General features: G+C 69.3%; 13 protein-coding genes. 6 read left to right on the top strand and 7 right to left on the bottom strand.

The features are described 5' to 3' along the window. Nucleotides 1-25: 25 nt before the first annotated feature. Nucleotides 26-985, top strand: coding sequence for an acetyl-CoA carboxylase carboxyltransferase subunit alpha (locus tag LC490_RS03690; protein ID WP_031372530.1), 960 nt, complete (start codon nucleotides 26-28; stop codon nucleotides 983-985). Between the two features lie 24 nt (nucleotides 986-1,009). Next, the gene (locus LC490_RS03685) at nucleotides 1,010-1,786 is read left to right on the top strand and encodes a transglycosylase domain-containing protein (protein ID WP_223619335.1); all 777 of its coding nucleotides are present in this window, start codon (nucleotides 1,010-1,012) and stop codon (nucleotides 1,784-1,786) included. A 61-nt stretch (nucleotides 1,787-1,847) separates the two neighbouring features. On the opposite strand, the gene LC490_RS03680 is transcribed toward LC490_RS03685, so the two are convergent. Further along, entirely contained in the window at nucleotides 1,848-2,909 is a 1,062-nt protein-coding gene (locus LC490_RS03680) for an NADH:flavin oxidoreductase/NADH oxidase (RefSeq protein WP_223619334.1), read from the bottom strand. Between the two features lie 108 nt (nucleotides 2,910-3,017). Between LC490_RS03680 and tilS the strand changes: the two genes are divergently transcribed. The 3 genes from tilS (at nucleotide 3,018) to ispA (ending at nucleotide 5,616) form a co-directional block, all read left to right on the top strand. Further along, on the top strand, nucleotides 3,018-4,316 hold the full coding sequence (gene tilS, locus LC490_RS03675) for a tRNA lysidine(34) synthetase TilS (RefSeq protein WP_223619333.1): 1,299 nt from the start codon (nucleotides 3,018-3,020) through the stop codon (nucleotides 4,314-4,316). A gap of 141 nt (nucleotides 4,317-4,457) precedes the next feature. Then, nucleotides 4,458-4,742, top strand: a complete 285-nt coding sequence (locus LC490_RS03670) for an exodeoxyribonuclease VII small subunit (RefSeq protein WP_031372526.1) — start codon at nucleotides 4,458-4,460, stop codon at nucleotides 4,740-4,742. Then, a complete protein-coding gene (ispA, locus tag LC490_RS03665) occupies nucleotides 4,735-5,616 on the top strand; it encodes a (2E,6E)-farnesyl diphosphate synthase (protein ID WP_031372525.1) in 882 nt (293 codons plus the stop codon). Before LC490_RS03670 ends, ispA begins: the two co-directional genes overlap by 8 nt. A gap of 112 nt (nucleotides 5,617-5,728) precedes the next feature. On the opposite strand, the gene LC490_RS03660 is transcribed toward ispA, so the two are convergent. The 4 genes from LC490_RS03660 to pmbA all read right to left on the bottom strand — a co-directional run bounded on the left by LC490_RS03660 (nucleotide 5,729) and on the right by pmbA (nucleotide 10,466). Further along, nucleotides 5,729-6,076, bottom strand: coding sequence for a DUF4870 domain-containing protein (locus tag LC490_RS03660; RefSeq protein WP_031372524.1), 348 nt, complete (start codon nucleotides 6,074-6,076; stop codon nucleotides 5,729-5,731). Between the two features lie 235 nt (nucleotides 6,077-6,311). Next, nucleotides 6,312-7,451: a DUF1501 domain-containing protein gene (locus LC490_RS03655; protein ID WP_031372523.1), complete on the bottom strand. Its 1,140-nt coding sequence runs from the start codon at nucleotides 7,449-7,451 to the stop codon at nucleotides 6,312-6,314. A 1-nt stretch (nucleotide 7,452) separates the two neighbouring features. Continuing rightward, on the bottom strand, nucleotides 7,453-8,952 hold the full coding sequence (locus LC490_RS03650) for a DUF1800 domain-containing protein (protein WP_031372522.1): 1,500 nt from the start codon (nucleotides 8,950-8,952) through the stop codon (nucleotides 7,453-7,455). Between the two features lie 143 nt (nucleotides 8,953-9,095). Continuing rightward, nucleotides 9,096-10,466, bottom strand: a complete 1,371-nt coding sequence (pmbA, locus tag LC490_RS03645) for a metalloprotease PmbA (protein ID WP_223619607.1) — start codon at nucleotides 10,464-10,466, stop codon at nucleotides 9,096-9,098. Between the two features lie 96 nt (nucleotides 10,467-10,562). Between pmbA and yjgA the strand changes: the two genes are divergently transcribed. Then, entirely contained in the window at nucleotides 10,563-11,138 is a 576-nt protein-coding gene (gene yjgA / locus LC490_RS03640; RefSeq protein WP_031372520.1) for a ribosome biogenesis factor YjgA, read from the top strand. Nucleotides 11,139-11,268: 130 nt separating this feature from the next. Here the strand turns inward: yjgA and tldD are convergent, their stop codons facing one another. Next, the gene (gene tldD, locus LC490_RS03635; RefSeq protein WP_031372519.1) at nucleotides 11,269-12,711 is read right to left on the bottom strand and encodes a metalloprotease TldD; all 1,443 of its coding nucleotides are present in this window, start codon (nucleotides 12,709-12,711) and stop codon (nucleotides 11,269-11,271) included. A 297-nt stretch (nucleotides 12,712-13,008) separates the two neighbouring features. Continuing rightward, nucleotides 13,009-16,974, bottom strand: coding sequence for a YhdP family protein (locus LC490_RS03630; RefSeq protein WP_223619332.1), 3,966 nt, complete (start codon nucleotides 16,972-16,974; stop codon nucleotides 13,009-13,011). Nucleotides 16,975-16,983: the final 9 nt, after the last annotated feature.

The following is a 16,983-nucleotide window of genomic DNA, read 5'->3' as shown; positions in this document are numbered from 1 at the left end:
CCTCAACCCGGCCAACGGCCCGAGCATGAATCCGAATTACCTCGACTTCGAGCAGCCCATCGCCGACCTGGAAGCCAAGATCCAGGAACTGCGCCACGCCAGCAGCGGCCCGGCCGTCGACATCGACGCCGAAATCCACACCCTGCAGGACAAGCTGCGCCTGCGCACCGCGCAGATCTTCCGCGACCTGAGTTCGTGGCAGATCTCGCAGCTGGCCCGCCACCCGGCGCGTCCCTACACCCTCGATTACATCCGGGTGATGTGCGACGAGTTCCAGGAGCTGGCCGGCGACCGCGCCTTCGCCAACGACACCGCCATCGTCGGCGGCCTCGGCCGCATCGCCGGCCGCAGCGTGGTCATCATCGGCCACCAGAAAGGCCGCGACACCAAGAGCAAGATCAAGCGCAACTTCGGCATGCCGCGTCCGGAGGGCTATCGCAAGGCGCTGCGCCTGATGAAGCTGGCCGAGCGTTTCCATCTGCCGCTGCTGACCTTCATCGACACCGCCGGCGCCTGGCCCGGCATCGACGCCGAAGAGCGCGGCCAGTCCGAGGCGATCGCGCGCAACCTGCTGGAAATGGCCGAACTGAAGATCCCGGTGATCTGCACCGTGATCGGCGAAGGCGGCTCCGGCGGCGCGCTCGCGATCGGCGTGGGCGACCGCACCCTGATGCTCGAATACAGCACCTACTCGGTCATCACCCCGGAAGGCTGCGCCTCGATCCTGTGGAAGACCGCCGAGAAGGCCAAGGACGCGGCCGAACAGCTCGGCCTGACCGCCAAGCGCCTGTACGAGCTGGGCCTGATCGACAAGATCGTGCGCGAGCCGATCGGCGGCGCCCACCGCAATCCCAAACAGATGGCCACGCGCCTGAAGGCCGTGCTGCTCAACGAACTCGACGCGCTGGAACCGTTGCCGATCGAAGATCTGCTGCAGCGCCGTTATGAGCGCCTGCGCGGCTACGGCGCGTACGAAGCGGCCTGACCCAGCGAACCCGGAACTGCGGACATGGAAGTCCTGATCAAGTGGCTGCTCGGCGGCGCATTCGCCCTGGTCGCTGCGCTATGCCTGTTCCTGCAAGGCCTCTATTGGTACGGCGCGCGCGGTCTGCCCGGGCAACTGCCGGGCCCGAGCAAGCAATACCCTGACGCGACCCGGGCCCTGCTGTGGGATCAGCTCGGCGGGCACGGCGAAATCTCGGTACGTAAACTCAACGCGATCACCTACCCGGTCACCAGTCTGGCGTTCGGAGCGCGTTACTTGCTCAACCCGAGCGAGGATCTTCAAGATCCGGCCGACGTACGCTTGCTCGAAATTGCTTCCAATTACACAGGCGACCTGATCGAACGGCAGGCAAAGCCGCCATCGCAGCCTATCGTCCACGACAACAGCACGGGTTCGAACGCTGAGGCACTGCGGCAATACTCGTACGATTGGTACTTTAAGGACACCGCGTTGTTCATAAAGCTCAGCCGCGAATGGCCGGCGACGCGCATGCTCGACATGGTGCTCGAACACGCCGATTACGGGCGCGGCACCACGGGTCTCGACGAAGCAGCGCAAGCCTATTTCGACGCGCCTGCAGAAGGCCTGAGCCAGGCAGAGACCGTGGCGCTTTTGAGTCTCAATTTCTCCGAGGGTTATATCGATCCCTATTGCGATGCGGCCGACTTCCGCACGCGTTTCGTCGCCGCCCTCGCCAAGTCCGATCTCGCTGCGATCGACGGCGACCCGATGGGGCAATTGACGCGGCTCAAGCCCATCGCCTGCAAGCCGGCGCAATGAAGCCGGCTTGCGCGAGCTGCATCCGCGGGTTTCAGCAACTCGGATCTCAAAAACGCGGGCCTCACCAAGCCCGTTGATACTGCTCCGGCACGTGCGTCGTCGTACCGAGTTCGCGTGCGGCGCGATGCGGGAAATACGGGTCGCGCAACAACTGCCTGGCAAGCAGTACGACATCGGCCTCGCCGTCGGCGACGATGCGTTCGGCCTGCGCCGCTTCGGTGATCAGACCGACCGCACCGGTGGCGATGCCGGCTTCGCGGCGAATCCGCGCCGAGAACGGCACCTGATAGCCGGGTTCGTCGGGGATCCGCGCGTGCGGCACCAGTCCGCCGCTGGAGACGTCGATCAGATCGACGCCGAGCTCTTTGACGATGCGCGCCAACTCCACGCTCTGTTCGATGTCCCAGCCGCCGTCGGCCCAGTCGGTCGCGGAGATCCGCAGCCACAGCGGCAAGCGCTCGGGCCAGACCTCGCGCACCGCCGCCAGCACTTCGCGCAGCAGGCGCGTGCGGTTGTCGAAACTGCCGCCGTAACGGTCGTCGCGTCGGTTCGACAACGGCGACAGGAACTGATGCAGCAGATAACCGTGCGCGGCGTGAATCTCGACCAGTTGGAAACACGAATCCAGCGCGCGCTGCGCCGCCGCGGCGAAATCGTCGACCACGGTGCGGATCTCGATCGGCTGCAGTTCGCGCGGCTGGCTCGAATCGTCGCGGAACGGCAACGGCGATGGCGCCACCGGTGTCCATCCGCCCGCGTCGGCCGGCACCGCCTTGCCGCCTAGCCATGGCGCTTCGACGCTGGCCTTGCGCCCGGCATGGTTGAGTTGCGCGCCGACGACCGCCTCGCGCGAACGCAGGAAGCAGGTGATGCGATGCCAGGCTTCGGCCTGCGAGGCGTTCCACAGGCCGGTGTCGGCAGCGGAAATGCGACCTTCCGGCGACACCGCACAGGCCTCGGTCATGACCAGGCCGGCGCCGCCGACCGCACGGCTGCCCAGATGGACCAGATGCCAGTTGTTCGGCAACCCGTCGACGGCCGAGTACTGGCACATCGGCGACACGACGAGACGGTTGCGCAACTTCAGCGATCGTTGCGACAGCGGAGCGAAAAGCCGGGACACGGTGGTTTGCCTGCTATGAATGTGGAGAAACGACGTTAATCGCCTGCGCCGGCCGGCGCAGCATCATCGGTGGGTTGCTGCGTCCCGCCGCCATGGCACCATGCCGCGATGCCCCCGCCGACAGCCGACGCGATCACACAAGCCCTGGCCGCATTGCCGCCGACGCCGCTGTGCGTGGCTTACAGCGGCGGCCTCGATTCGAGCGTGCTGCTGCACGCTTTGGCCGCTTCGCCGCAGGCCCGGGCGCAGGGCCTGCGCGCCTGGCACGTGCATCACGGGCTGCATCCGCAGGCCGACGCCTGGGCCGCCCATTGCGCCGAAAACTGCGCCCGGCTCGGCCTGGAATTCAGCGTTTCGCGGGTATCGGTTGCCCTCGCCGGCGGCGACGGCCCGGAAGCCGCGGCCCGCCGCGCGCGCCACGCCGCCTTCGCGGCCGGCCTGGGCGAAGGCGAGACCCTGCTGCTCGCCCATCATCGCGACGACCAGGCCGAGACGGTGCTGCTGCGGCTGTTGCGCGGCTCGGGGCCGGACGGACTGGCGGCGATGCGCGCCTGGCGCGATTGCGGCCGCGGCAGGCTATGGCGGCCCCTGCTGAATCTGCCGCGCGCAGTCTTGCAGGCGTATGCGTCGGCGCAGCGGTTGCGATGGATCGACGACCCCAGCAACGACGAACACGGCTACGACCGCAATTTCCTGCGCCATCGCGTGTTGCCCGCGTTGCGCGAACGCTGGCCGCAGGCCGATGCCGCCTTCGCCACCTCCGCCCGCTTGAACGCGCAAGCCGCCGAATTGCTCGACAGCGAGGATGCGATCGCCTTGGCCCAAGTGCGCAGCCTCGATCCGCAGGCGCTATCGCGCTCGGGCCTGCGCGCGCTGCCGAGCGCGCGCCGCGCGCGCGTGCTGCGGCGTTGGGTCGCCACGCTCGGCTTGCCGCCGTTGCCGGCCGAAGGCGTGGCGCAGATCGAATCGCAGTTGCTCGACGCGCGCGCCGACGCCGAAGCCGAATTTGCCTGGCACGGTGCGGTCGTGCGCGCCTGGCGCGATCTGCTGCACGCCGAGCGCCAACGCCCGGCCCTGGCCGAGGACTGGAAGGTCGAATGGGACGGCCGCCATGCACTGCCACTGCCCGATGGCGGCGAGTGGCGCCTGTACGGCGCCGACCGCTTCCAGGCGCCCTGTCTCGCCCACGGCCGTCGCGGCGGCGAGCGCATCGCCCTGCCGGGGCGCAGCCATCGCCATGCACTCAAGCAGGTACTGCAGGACCTCGGGGTGCCGCCGTGGGAGCGGCGCCGCCTGCCTTTGCTGTCGAGCGCCGACGGCGAATTGCTGGCGGCCGGCGACTTGCTGCTGTCGGCGCGCATGGACGCCTGGCTGCGCGAACGCGGGGCGCGCCTGCTCTGGACTTGAAGCGCGGTGCGGCGGCCTGACCGCCTGGCGCTCTTGAATCGCGGCCTGGGCCGCTTTAGCGCTGCAACCTGCGACACCTGGGCGCAGTCGCGCATGCGCCGCCGCATTGACCCTGCCCCTCCCCCGCCGCACACTTCTCACATGGCCCGTAAACCCCCTACCGAAGCCTCGCCCGTCGCCGATTTCGAACAGTCGCTCGACGCCCTCGAGCAACTCGTCGACAAGATGGAACACGGCGAGATGAGCCTGGAAGATTCGCTGGCCGCGTACGAACGCGGCGTCGGCCTGTACCGGCGCTGCCAGACCGCGCTGGAACAGGCGGAACTGCGCGTGCGCCTGCTGACCGACCCGCAGGACCCGGCCGGCGCCGAACCGTTCGCTCAAGCCAATCACCCAGGCTACCCGGGCAACGACACCGATGCTTGACGGCAGCTTGCGCGATTGGCGCGCACGCGCCGACGCCGCGCTTGCGCGTGCGCTGCCCTCGCCCGACGACGAACCGCGTCTGCTGCACATGGCGATGCGGCACGCGGTGCTGCTCGGCGGCAAGCGCATGCGCCCGCTGTTGGTCCACGCCAGTGGCGCCCTGTTCGAAGTCGCGCCGTCGGTGCTCGATGCGCCGGCTACGGCGGTCGAACTGATCCACGCCTATTCGCTGGTGCACGACGACCTGCCGGCGATGGACGACGACGATCTGCGCCGCGGCCAGCCGACCGTGCACGTGGCCTTCGACGAAGCCACTGCGATTCTCGCCGGCGATGCGCTGCAATCCCTGGCCTTCGCCGTGCTCGCCGATACCGACAGCAACGACCGCATCCGCGTCGCCCTGCTGCGCACTCTCGCCGAAGCCGCCGGCGTCGCGGGCATGTGCGGCGGCCAGGCTCTCGACATCGACGCCACCGGCTCGGGCGTGCGTCTGGACGTGGCCGCATTGGAGCGCGTGCACGCACTCAAGACCGGCGCCCTGATCCGCGCCGCGGTGCGCATGGGCGCGTTGTGCGGCGACGCCGATCCGGCATCGCTGGACGCGCTGGACCGCTATGCGCGTGCGCTCGGCCTGGCCTTTCAGGTACGCGACGACATCCTCGATGTCGAAGGCGACAGCCAGACCCTCGGCAAGACCGCAGGCAAGGACGCCGCGCAGGACAAATCGACCTTCCCGGCGCTGATCGGGCTCGACGCTTCGCGCGCGCGCCTGGACGAACTCGCGCAGGCGATGAACGAAGCGCTGGAGCCGTTCGGCGATCGCGCCCACGCCCTGCGCGCGCTGGGACGGATGGCGATAGAACGCGATCGCTGATCCCTGCTCCCGCTGCGGCAGCGGCCGCACAACAAAGCGCCATCGCAAACATATCGCCCAAAACAAAGGCGGACCGAAGTCCGCCTTTGTCGTGCCTCGATGAAGCGCGCGGTCAGTTGACCAGGCGCAGCGTCATCGGATAGCGGTAGGACTCGCCCTTGTTCGCGGCCAGTGCGGCCATGATCGTCAGGACCAGCCAAGCCAGGCCGACGGCCAGCATCAGCAGGAAACCGATCAGCACGATGGTCAGGATCGCGCTGACGATGAAAGCGATCAACACGGTGATGTTGAAGTTCAGCGCTTCCTTGCCCTGTTCCGCCGCGAACGGCATGGTGTCCTTCTTGATCAACCAAACGACCAGCGGACCGAGGACGGAGCCGAAGGGAATAATCAAACCGACCAGCGTGCTCAGATGAGCCAGCATGCCCCAAGTCTTCTCGTCCTGACTGATATCGTTCATTACGCTTCCCCTACGTGATTGGATGGTGTCGATAGAAAAGTTCCGCGCCCACGGCTCGGCCCCCTAATGGTCATCATAAACCTTTCTTCGTCACAGTTAACCACGCCGATCCGCGCTATAGGCGCCGGCGAGGCAACGTCGGCCGGGACGATTTCCGGCCATCTCGCGAGGCCGCGAACGCGGACCTCGGCCCGCCGAGCGGGCACCGAACCCCGAACCCCGTCGTAGCCGCCGCTTAGCCCGCCCGCCAACCCGCCAGCGGCGAGATGCCGCGGCTGTCCGGAAACACGCGCTTTTCCAGCACGCCCTCGGCCAGCCCCAGGTGTTCGACGGCGATGCCCTTGAACAGACTGCGCAGGTCGCTGGTCGCGCGCAGGTCGCGGCCTTCGTTGAGTTGCGCCGGCCCCAGGCCGGGCCAATCGCCGCCGATGCGGCCGCCGCGCACCGCGCCGCCGCACAACAGGGCCATGCCGCCGGTGCCGTGGTCGGTGCCGCCGGTGCCGTTGATCGCCGCGGTGCGGCCGAACTCGGTCACCACCGCCACCACCGTGCGTGGCCATGCCGAGCCGAAGCCTTCGCGCGCAGCGGCCAGGCCGCGGTCGAGTTCGGCCAGTTTGCGCGCCAACTGCGGCGCCTGATTGCGATGGCTGTCCCAACCGGTGTCTTCGACGAAACCGATCCGCGGCCCGCCGGCCGCGCTCATGCGTTCGGCGGCGATGCGCATGGCCTCGGGCAGCGCGAACGCGCCCTTGCCTTCGCGGGCCAGCGCCGCCGAGCGGGTGGATTGCTCGAAGGTCTCGCTGAGCCGCGCATCGGCGGCGTACAGCGGCTGCAATTGCTGCAGCAGCAGCGGGTCGACGCCTTTCGGCAACGGCGGCCACCAATTGCTGGTGCGCTCGCTGCCGCGCAGCGCCAACGGCATCACCGCCGCGACCGCGAAACCGGCTTCGCCGGGCAGCGCCTGCACGCAGCGGCCGAGCCAGCCGTCGCGCGCGCCGTTCGGCCGCGCGGTGCCGTTCTCCAGGCAGTCCTGGGCATCGAAATGCGAACGCGCGCGATATGGCGGCGCGATCGCGACGATCGGCAGCAGTTGCTTGTCGCGGTACATCGCCGCGGCCTGCTGCATCGCCGGATGCAGGCCGAACATCGCGTCGATGCGGATCGGGTCGGCCACCGCACCGGCGCCGCGCAAGGCGGCATACACCGGATCGGCGTAAGGCGGCAGCAAATGCAGGCCGTCGAGCCCGCCGCGCAACAACACCAACAGGAAACGCGTATCCGTATCGTCGCCGGCGGCGCGCGACGCGTTCGGGAACAGGGTCAGCAGTGCGCTCGCGCCGAATGCAGCCAACAGACCTCGGCGTTGCGAATCCATCTCAGATCCTCCATTGGAAAGCGGGGCTGGCGAACAACAGCGCATAGCCGTCCCTCAGGGAACCGGCGCGACGCAGGCCGATGGCGAAATCGCCGTCGACCGCGGCGTTGCCGAGCACCGATACCGCGCATTGGTAAGGCGCCGACGCCTTCGGGTCGATGCGCGCGGCGAGCATTTGCGCGGCCTGGATGCGTTTCCATAGGCCGTCGGGGCTGCTCCAGTCGGCGGCGGTGTCGGGAAAGCCCGCCGGCGAACGCGGGGTGAACACCGGCTGGCCGAGGCTCGACAGCAGATTGATCAGGGCGCGCGCATCGTTGCCGACCGGCAACTCGCCGGCACGCAATGCCGAGACCACGAAATCGTTCGGCGTCTTGAACTTGCGCGCGTTGTCCGCCCACGACTCCTGGCTTTCGACCAAGGCGCGGTACAGCGCGCGCAGATCGCCGTCGTGACTCAGATAAGCCTGGGCCATGCGCTTGACCAGCGCCGGCGGCGGCTGGTCGGCGACGAAATGGCGCGCGAGCTTGAAACTCAGGTGATGGGCGGTGGACGGATGCTTGGCCAGGTCGGCCAGGACCGCCCGCCCCTGCTCGACCCCGCCTTCGGCGTAACGGCGGCCGAGTACCCGACGTTCGCCTGGCTCGTGCGAGGCCTTGCGAAAGGTGAAGGCGTGGTCGGGAATCCGATCGCCGGCGGCCTTGGCTTCGCGCGAATTGAAGGTGCTCCAGCCGGTGATCGCACGCGCCAGCTCGAGCACGTCGTCCTGGCGATAACCGCCGTCGACGCCGAGCGTATGCAGTTCGAGGATCTCGCGGGCCAGATTCTCGTTGAGCCCGCGCCGTTCGCGACGCATCAGTTCGGCGCGCTGCGCCGCCGCCGAGTCGTTGCCGATCGAAATCGAATTGTCGAGATAACGCAGCATCGCCGGATGGCTTTCGACCGCGAGCAGCATGTCCTCGAACCGGCCCAGCACGTGCGGACGGATCGCTTCGCGCTCCATCGCCGCGGCATACAAGCGCGTATCGCCCTTGTCGATCGAGACCGCGAAATGATTCGACCAGAACTGGGTCAGGCGTTCGACGAAGGGCCGGTCGGTGCGCGAGGCATGGCGATAACGCGCGGCGAATTCGTCGAGCTGGCGACGGCGCAGGTCGCGCCGCATCTGCTCGGCGCGTTCGCCGGCTTGGTCGACGTCGACGGCCTTGCCCTCAGGCCGAACCGACGCCATCGCATCCGCAGCGCTCATCGAGGAACCGGGCTGCATATCGCCCATCGCCGCGGGCGGCGCGGCCTTGACCCGGCCTGCGCGCGCGGCGCTGAGCTGTTCGTATTCGCGCGTCATCGTCACGGCGCTGCTCGGCAGGCCGTGAAATTCGTCGAGCGGGGGCGGCTCGCGCAGTTGCGCGAGCAGAATCTCGCGGCCGTCGCCGCTGCCTTCGAGTTCGCCCGGCTTGGCGCCGAGCCCGAAACGATTGGCGGCCGTCGCCTTGCTTGCACTCATGCGGCCTCCCAGGAGTGGAGTTCCAGGATGAACGCCCTGATGCCGCTTGCGTTGACAGGATCGGGCCGCTTTGGCGACGCGATCCCGATTCCGCTAACCCGATCTCACTCTCGCGACCTCATGTTCATGAGTTCATTCGCGGGTCATTCTTCGACCGATTCGCCGGCGACGGTCATGCGGCCGACCAGGATCGAACCGGTGCGCACGTGCGAGCGGTAATCGACGTCGCTGCCGACCGCTTCGACCGCGGCGAACATCTTGCGCAGATTGCCGGCGATGGTGATGCCGTCGACCGGATACTGGATCTGGCCGTTCTCGACCCAGAAACCGGCGGCGCCGCGCGAATAATCGCCGGTCACGGTGTTGACGCCCTGCCCCATCAATTCTGTGACCAGCAGGCCGCGCCCCATGTCGCGCAACATCGCAGGGAAATCGCCGGCATTCGCCGCGACCTGCAGGTTATGCACTCCGCCGGCGTTGGCCGTGGTCTGCAGGCCGAGCTTGCGCGCCGAATAGCTGCCGAGCACGTAGCGCTGCAGCACGCCGCCGCTGACGATGGCCGATTCGCGCGTGGCCACGCCCTCGGCGTCGAAGGACGTCGAACGCAGGCCGCGATGCAGGAACGGCTGCTCCTCGATCTGGAACCAGGACGGGAACAACTGCGCGCCGACGCTGTCGAGCAGGAAGCTGGCCTGGCGGTACAAGGCGCCGCCGCTGATCGCGCTGAGCAGATGACCGACCAGCGAGCGCGCGCTTTCGGCCGCGAACAGCACCGGGTAGTCGCCGGTGGCGATCTGCCGCGGCGCGAGCCGGGCGATGGTGCGCTCGCCGGCCTTGCGGCCGACGCTGGCGGCCGATTCCAGGTCGTCGGCGGCCAGGGCCGAGCTGTACCAGCCGTCGCGCTGCATGGCGTCGCCGCGGCCGGCGATCATCGCGCAGCCGAAACTGTGCTGGGTGCTGCGCTCGCGGCCGACGAAGCCGTGCGAGTTGGCGTACACGCCGAGGCTGGCGCCGGTGCCCACCGAGGCGCCGTCGGAGTTCTCGATCCGCGCGTCGTAGTCGCGGCCGGCGCTTTCGCAGGCCAGGGCCAGCTCGACGGCGTGGTCGGCGTCGATCGCCCAGGGGTGCCAGCTGTCGAAATCGCGCAGATCGCTCGCCATCAGGGCCGGATCGGCCAGGCCGGCGGCCTCGTCGTCCTCGGTGTAGCGGGCGATCGCGCAGGCCTGCTCGACCGTGGCTTCCAGGCTCTCGTCGCGCAGGTCGGCGGTGCTGGCGCTGCCCTTGCGCTGGCCGAAATAGACGGTGACGGCAATGCCGCGGTCGCGGGTGGCCTCGACCGTCTCGACCTCGCCCATGCGCACGTTCACGTTCAGCCCCGCCTCCTCCGAGCAGGACACCTCGGCCTGGCTGGCGCCGCGGGCCTTGGCGGCCGCCAGCAGGCGCTGGGACAGGTCGGCGAGCAGGTCCAGGCGCGCCTCGGGGTCGGCGAAAGTGTGGGCCGAAGCGGTCGGAATGAGGGCGACTGCGTTCAATGTCTTATCCTTGCGGTACGCGGCGCGTCGGCGGCGCGGGAATTCAGGTCAGTTTGACGGTACGAGAGGTGTTTTGCGATGCGCGGCAGAGACGAAGAAACCGGCGAGTTCCTCAGCCCCAGCCGGAGCCAGAACCGGCGCGAGGCGCTGGAGGTGCTGGCCCTGGGCGAGAAACTGGTGTCCTTGACCGAGGCCCAGCTGTCCAAGCTGCCGGTGCCCGAGTCCTTGCTGCCGCACATCCGCGATTGCAAGCGCATCACCGCCAACATCGCCCACAAGCGCCAGTTGGCGTTCCTGGCCAAGCAGATGCGGCGCGAGGACGACGAGGTGCTCGAAGCGATCCGCGATGCCCTCGACGAGGACGGCGAAGCGGCGCGGCGCGAGGTCGCGGCGATGCACCGCATCGAGAACTGGCGCGAACGCCTGCTCGCCGAAGGCGATACGGCGCTGGCCGCGTTGCTCGACGAATACCCGCAGGCCGATCGCCAGCGTCTGCGCCAACTCGCGCGCAACACGCTGGAAGAGCGCAAGCGCAACAAGCCGCCGCATTCGTTCCGCGAGCTGTATCGCGAACTGCGCGAGGTGATCCTCGGCGCGGGCGCCGCGGCCGATGCGGCCGACGAAACCATCGACGACGGCCATCCCGACGACTGACGCTCGTCGCCGGCGTTGAAGCCCGCTGCCCGAGCCATCCGGCTCGGGCTATCGTCGCGCACTGCGATCCGGCGCTCCGCGTCGCCTTCTCCTGCCTGCGGGAGAAGGCAACGATGGCTTGCCGCCGCGATCACGCGCTGGTGCCACCCACCGTCAGGCCTTCGATCAACAGCGAGGGCTGGCCGACGCCGACCGGCACGCTCTGCCCGTCCTTGCCGCACACGCCGACGCCTTCGTCGAGCGCGAGATCGTGGCCGATCATGCGCACCTTCTGCATCGTCTCCGGGCCGTTGCCGATCAGGGTCGCGCCCTTGACCGGCGCGGTGACCTTGCCGTCTTCGATCAGATAGGCCTCGGTCGCCGAGAACACGTACTTGCCGCTGGTGATGTCGACCTGGCCGCCGCCGAAGTTGACCGCGTACAGGCCCTTCTTGACCGAGCGGATCATCTCTTCGGGATCGTGCTGGCCGGCCAGCATGTAGGTGTTGGTCATGCGCGGCATCGGCAGATGGGCGAAAGACTCGCGACGGCCGTTGCCGGTCGGCGCCATGCCCATCAAGCGCGCATTGAGGGTGTCCTGCATGTAGCCGACCAGGACGCCGTCTTCGATCAAGGTGGTGCAGTTGGTCGGCGTGCCTTCGTCGTCGATGTTGAGCGAACCGCGGCGGCCGTCGAGGGTGCCGTCGTCGACGATGGTCACGCCGGGCGAGGCCACGCGCTGGCCCATGCGGCCGGCATAAGTCGAGGTGCCCTTACGGTTGAAATCGCCTTCCAGGCCGTGGCCGACCGCTTCGTGCAGCAACACGCCGGGCCAGCCCGGGCCGAGCACGACCGGCATGATCCCGGCCGGCGCATCGATCGCCTCCAGGTTCACCAGCGCCTGGCGCAGCGCTTCGCGCGCGAGCCGGTCGGGCTTGTCGCCGCCGAGCAGTTCGGCGTAACTGTAGCGGCCGCCGCCGCCGGCATAACCGCTTTCGCGGCGGCCATTGTGTTCGACGATGATCTGCACGTTGAGCCGCACCAGCGGGCGTACGTCGGCGGCGAGCACACCGTCGCTGCGCGCCACCAGGATCGTGTCGATGCCGCCGCTGAGGCTGACGATGACCTGCTTGACCCGCGGGTCGGCCGCGCGCAGCAGCTTGTCGATACGGCGCAGCGCCTCGACCTTGGTTTCGTTGCCGATCGAGTCGATCGGATCTTCGCTCGGGTACAGCGAACGCCCGCCGCCGCGCACCAGCGTCTTCGCCGATTGCGCATGACCGTCGCGGGCGATCGCGCGCGCAGACCTCGATGCCGCCAACAAGGCCTCGCTGTTGATCTCGTCGGAATAGGCGAAGCCGGTCTTCTCGCCGCTGATCGCGCGCACGCCGACGCCCTGCTCGATCGAATGCGAACCGTCCTTGACGATGCCGTCCTCGACGCTCCAGCTCTCGCGGCGCGAATGCTGGAAATACAGGTCTCCGAAATCGATGCCCGGCCCGAGCAAGGTGCCGAAGCTGCGCTCCAGGCCGCCGGCATCGAGCCCGGCGGGCAACAAGAGGCGGTTTTCGGCGATCTGCAGGGGAAGGGTCATATCGGAACCATGGGGACGTGGAAGGGTCATCTTAGGCGGCGCGGCGGCGGTTTGGCGCGGTCCGCGGCCACCCGGACGAGTGTGGACGGGTGCGGCGCGGGAAACCGTGTCGCAACCCCGTTGTCGAAACCGAAATGGTGGCGCCGGCCGGCGCAATCAACCGCCGCAAGCGGCTGCGGCCGGGGCTCGGCCGGTTTGGGCCGAACCGATTCGCCCCCCTCGCCCGCCATCGCCCGCTCTGGCGCGGTGGGCCGCAGCCGAACCGAGGCGGAGCTGGCGTGCGGGGTGAATCGCCGTTCAGCCCGGCGGTGGCGCGACGGGCGGCGCGACCGGCGGCGTCAAACGCGTCTGCTCGCGCGTCACCACCTCGACCTTCGGCTCTTTCCACGGCCCGGTGACCCGGTAGGTCTTCGAGGCCAGGCTGCCGAGCGGTTTCTGCAGCACCGCGTTCGCCGCCGCACCGATCGCCGCGCCGACCGGGCCGGCCGCGAGCGCGCCGAACGCGGTCAGCAGATTGGCCGCCTTGGGCCGCACTTCGATGGTCTGGTCGTAGCGCTGCGCGCGCAGATCCGCCGCACCGCGGATGGCGATCGCCGCGGCCGGACCGTCGATCACCAGATTGTCGCTGCGCGCGGTGCCGTTGCCGAAGCGCACAGTGCCGTCGATGCGATCGAAGGCGAAGCCTTTCGAGAACAGGTCGCGGAAGTCGAGGGTCAGGCGGCGCGGCAACTGGGCGATGCTGAGCAGGCCGAGCACGCGGCCGGCGCCGGGCTCGACCTCGATCAGGCGGCCGTTACGCGCCTCCAGGCTCAGGCTGCCTTCGAGCGAACCCAGCGCGAACGCCGCCGGGCTGCCCGGCCAACCCGCATCGAGCTTGGCCTTGGCCTTGCCGCCACCGATCTGGCCGGCGAAACCGAAACCGCCGAGCAACGCGCCGACGTCGCCGCTGTCGAGGGCGACGTTCAAATGGGTGCGCGCCGCCGCGCCGCGGCCGGTCCAGTCGCCGCTGATGTCGAGCGACTGTTTGTCGGCGCGCGTGCTCAGTTGTTCGATGCGCAGGCCGGCCGGTGTCGGCCGCGTGCGTATCATCGCCTTGCCGAGCGCGGCGTCGCCGACCCGCAGTTCGGTGATGTCGAGCGCGAGCGCGGGGATCTTCGCCGGGTCGATGGCGTTGGCGCCGCCGGCCGCCGCGTTCGCGGCCGCGCTCGCCGGCGCACTGCCGGCCGTGGCGGTCGCGTTGGTTGCGGCCGCACTCGCGGGCGCCGACGTCGATGGCGACGTGGTCGGCGTGCGCCAGTGCACGCGGGCGAAACGCCCGGCGATGGTGCCGCCCTCGCCGCCCGGAATCAGCAGCGCGCCTTCGAGCGCCGCGCCCTCGGCGCGCACCGCGGTCGCGCCGCGCGGCGCCGGCGCGACGATCACGCGCGTGTTGGGGAAACTGCCGCCGAGCAATTGCAGATGCTGCGCGGTGACGTCGATGCGCTGCAGCGCAAGGCCGTCGCCGCTGCCGCCGCCATGCGCGATCGCGATCCAGTCGATCGCCTCGAGCGTCGCGGCGCGGCCGGTGGCGATCAGGCCGCTGGCCGGCGGCGCTTCGTCGACGCGGTTCGCACCGAGCACGACGCGCACGCCGGTCTTGCCGGCGGCGCTGCGTGCGCGCAAGGCCAGGACGTTGCCGAGGCCGACGCGCACATCGCCGCTGCCGAGCGGCAACGGAGTTTCGATGGTCGCCGGCAGACTCGCCGCGGCGGCCTTGTCGAGCGGCGGCGGCAAAGTCAGCGCGGTACCGACCAAATTCGACTGCAAACGCAACAGAGTCGGCGTCGGCGCGGACACGCCGGGCCTCGGCGTCGTGCCGGCGGCATGAGCGGCATGAGCAGCCCTTGGAATCGAAATCCCGACCGTCCACAGCGAACGCCCGTCGAGATAGGACTTCAACCAGGCCAACTCGTCCGGACCGCGCCCGATCAACTCGTCGGCGCCGGACACGACATCGAGCCCGGCCTCGAACACGTTGCCGCGATCGCGCACGAACTCGTCGCCCGCGCGCAGCGACAGCTTGCCCGGCGCGCCTTCGTGCATCACCGCGAGATCCTCGGCGCGGAAACCGCCGCGGCCGTACTCGGCATGGCCGCGTACTTGTTCGAAGGCGATCTTCCAGCGCGGATCGGCGAGCTTGGCGTTGTCCAGGTCGACCGTGCCGGCGATGCGGGTGATGCTGTTCGGCTGCAAGGGCATCTGCATCTCGAACCCGACCCGCGCCGGGCCGCTGGCGCGCAGATTGTCGAGCGTGTCGGCGTGGTCCTTGCGCAGCGGGCTTTGCTTGAGCAGCGCCTGCAACTGCGCCGCATCCGCCGCGGCTTCGGCCTGCACGCGCAGATGGCCGTCCTTGTAGTGATCGATTCCGGCGCCGACCTTGCGCACGCCGACACCGGCGATGCGGCCGCTGCCTTCGACGCTGAAGCCGTCGGCGACGAAACGCACCTCGGCGTCCAGGCCTTCGACCGCCGGCCATTCCGGCTGGAACTTCACCACCGCATCGTCGAGACGGGCACTGGCTTCGAACAGGCCGTTATTGCGATTGAACGGCCAATCGTCGAGGTCGCCGGATATCACCGCGCGCGCATTGTTCAGGCGCCCGCCGACCAGGGCGGTGTCGAGCCAGTTCACCAACTTGGCCGACATGCGGTTGCGGATCCAGAAGCCCTTGGCGACCGGAACCTGGGTCGGGTCGATGTCGGCGGCGATATCGATCCACGGCCGCGTGCCGTCGCCCTGCCACCACAGACCGCCGCGCGCGCTGACACCGAAATCGTCGCCGCGTACGCGCAACGCGGTGGTGCCCACGCGCCAGCCCGCGCCTTCGCGCCAGCCGCCGACGCGGCCCTGTAGCTTGACCGTATGCGGCACGCCGAAACCGCGCGGCCAGTCGAAGCGCATCGGTGAGTTTTCGTCGAGGTCGAGGGTGAAACCATCGGCATCGCCCTCGAAACCGCCGGCCAGGCCCTGCAAACCCGGCGCATCGCCGACCGCGTCGAAGCCGAGCGCTTCGATTCTCGCGCTCGCGAACATCGGGCCGCCGCGGCGGCCGTTGAGCGCGATATTACGCAGCGACGCCCGCGGCTTGGCGGTTTCGAACCAGTTGCGCAAGCGTTCCGGCAAGGCGTCGCTGAGCGCGGCCACCGCGATCAACGGGCCGGCATCGATGCGTTCGGCGCGCAGCGCGTAATGCTCGCCGCCGGCGACTGCGAGGCCGTCGAGCTTCTGCACTTCCTCGCCGCTGCCGATGCGCAGCTTGGAAGCGTCGAAACGCCAACCGTGATCGGCCAGGCGCCAGTGCGACAAGGTTTCGACGTGTTCGAAATCGACGCGTGCCGCGGCCGCAGCCGTGTTCGTCCCTGGCTGTGCACGCTCGGCGCGCAGACCGACGCGGTCGAGCGCAGCCGACACCGTCACCGAAGCGACGCGGTGGTCGCGCAGTTCCGCCCAGGCCTCGGCCCGGCCCTGGCCCGACTCGACCCGGATGCCGGCGAGCTTGAGCAAGGGCGACCAGCCGGTCAGGTCGGCGCGGGTGGCGCCGGCATAGGCGCGGCCGTCGCCGCGCTCGCGATCGAAGTCCACCACCGCATCGAGCGGCGTCGACGGCGCACCGGCCACGCCGACCGTAGGCCAGGCGCGGACGCCGGCGCGCACGCGCTTGCCGTCGACGCGCAGACGCAGGTCGATCTTCGGCACCCGCGCATCGATGCCGAGCGAAGGCGCGATCACCGCAAGCCGGCCATCGATGACCTGCAGTTCGCCCAGGCCTTCGAGCGCCGACAGCGGATCGCGCTGGCGCGTGTCCTGCTGGCCGGGCAGACCGCGCACTTTCCAACGGCCGTCGTCGCTGCGCTCCAGGGTCAGGTCGAGGCCCTTGAGGCGCAGTTCCGAGAACGATTGCCCCGGCAGCAGCCCGGCGTACACCGAGACCAGCATTTCGGCATCGCCGATGGTGAAGGCCTGGCTGCCCTCGCCGATGCGTAATCCATCCAGGCGCAGCAAGGGGCCGCGCCGCGTCCACTGCGTCTCGACCTTGTCGAACGCCACCGGCCGCCCGGCGCGCTGGCTCAACCAGGCCGCGACGCGGTCCGGATGGCTTTCGGCCAAGGGCAGGACCTGGCTCGCCGCACCCAACAGCACCGCCACCAGCACGAGCACGATCGCGACGCCATAGAAGGCGCCACGACGGGCCATGCGCAAGCGGCGGCGCAGCGGGGTAGGCATCAGGCCCGC

The organism is Lysobacter sp. ESA13C, from assembly GCF_019970005.1.
In the GTDB taxonomy this organism is placed as follows: domain Bacteria; phylum Pseudomonadota; class Gammaproteobacteria; order Xanthomonadales; family Xanthomonadaceae; genus Lysobacter; species Lysobacter antibioticus_B.
This window is presented reverse-complemented; position numbering and strand designations above follow the sequence as displayed.

Coding starts and splice junctions, on each gene's coding strand:
- LC490_RS03690 (WP_031372530.1), top strand. CDS start 26: ATGAATCCGAATTACCTCGACTTCGAGCAGCCCATCGCCGACCTGGAA.
- LC490_RS03685 (WP_223619335.1), top strand. CDS start 1,010: ATGGAAGTCCTGATCAAGTGGCTGCTCGGCGGCGCATTCGCCCTGGTC.
- tilS (WP_223619333.1), top strand. CDS start 3,018: ATGCCCCCGCCGACAGCCGACGCGATCACACAAGCCCTGGCCGCATTG.
- LC490_RS03670 (WP_031372526.1), top strand. CDS start 4,458: ATGGCCCGTAAACCCCCTACCGAAGCCTCGCCCGTCGCCGATTTCGAA.
- ispA (WP_031372525.1), top strand. CDS start 4,735: ATGCTTGACGGCAGCTTGCGCGATTGGCGCGCACGCGCCGACGCCGCG.
- LC490_RS03660 (WP_031372524.1), bottom strand. CDS start 6,076: ATGAACGATATCAGTCAGGACGAGAAGACTTGGGGCATGCTGGCTCAT.
- LC490_RS03655 (WP_031372523.1), bottom strand. CDS start 7,451: ATGGATTCGCAACGCCGAGGTCTGTTGGCTGCATTCGGCGCGAGCGCA.
- LC490_RS03650 (WP_031372522.1), bottom strand. CDS start 8,952: ATGAGTGCAAGCAAGGCGACGGCCGCCAATCGTTTCGGGCTCGGCGCC.
- yjgA (WP_031372520.1), top strand. CDS start 10,563: ATGCGCGGCAGAGACGAAGAAACCGGCGAGTTCCTCAGCCCCAGCCGG.
- tldD (WP_031372519.1), bottom strand. CDS start 12,711: ATGACCCTTCCCCTGCAGATCGCCGAAAACCGCCTCTTGTTGCCCGCC.
- LC490_RS03630 (WP_223619332.1), bottom strand. CDS start 16,974: ATGCCTACCCCGCTGCGCCGCCGCTTGCGCATGGCCCGTCGTGGCGCC.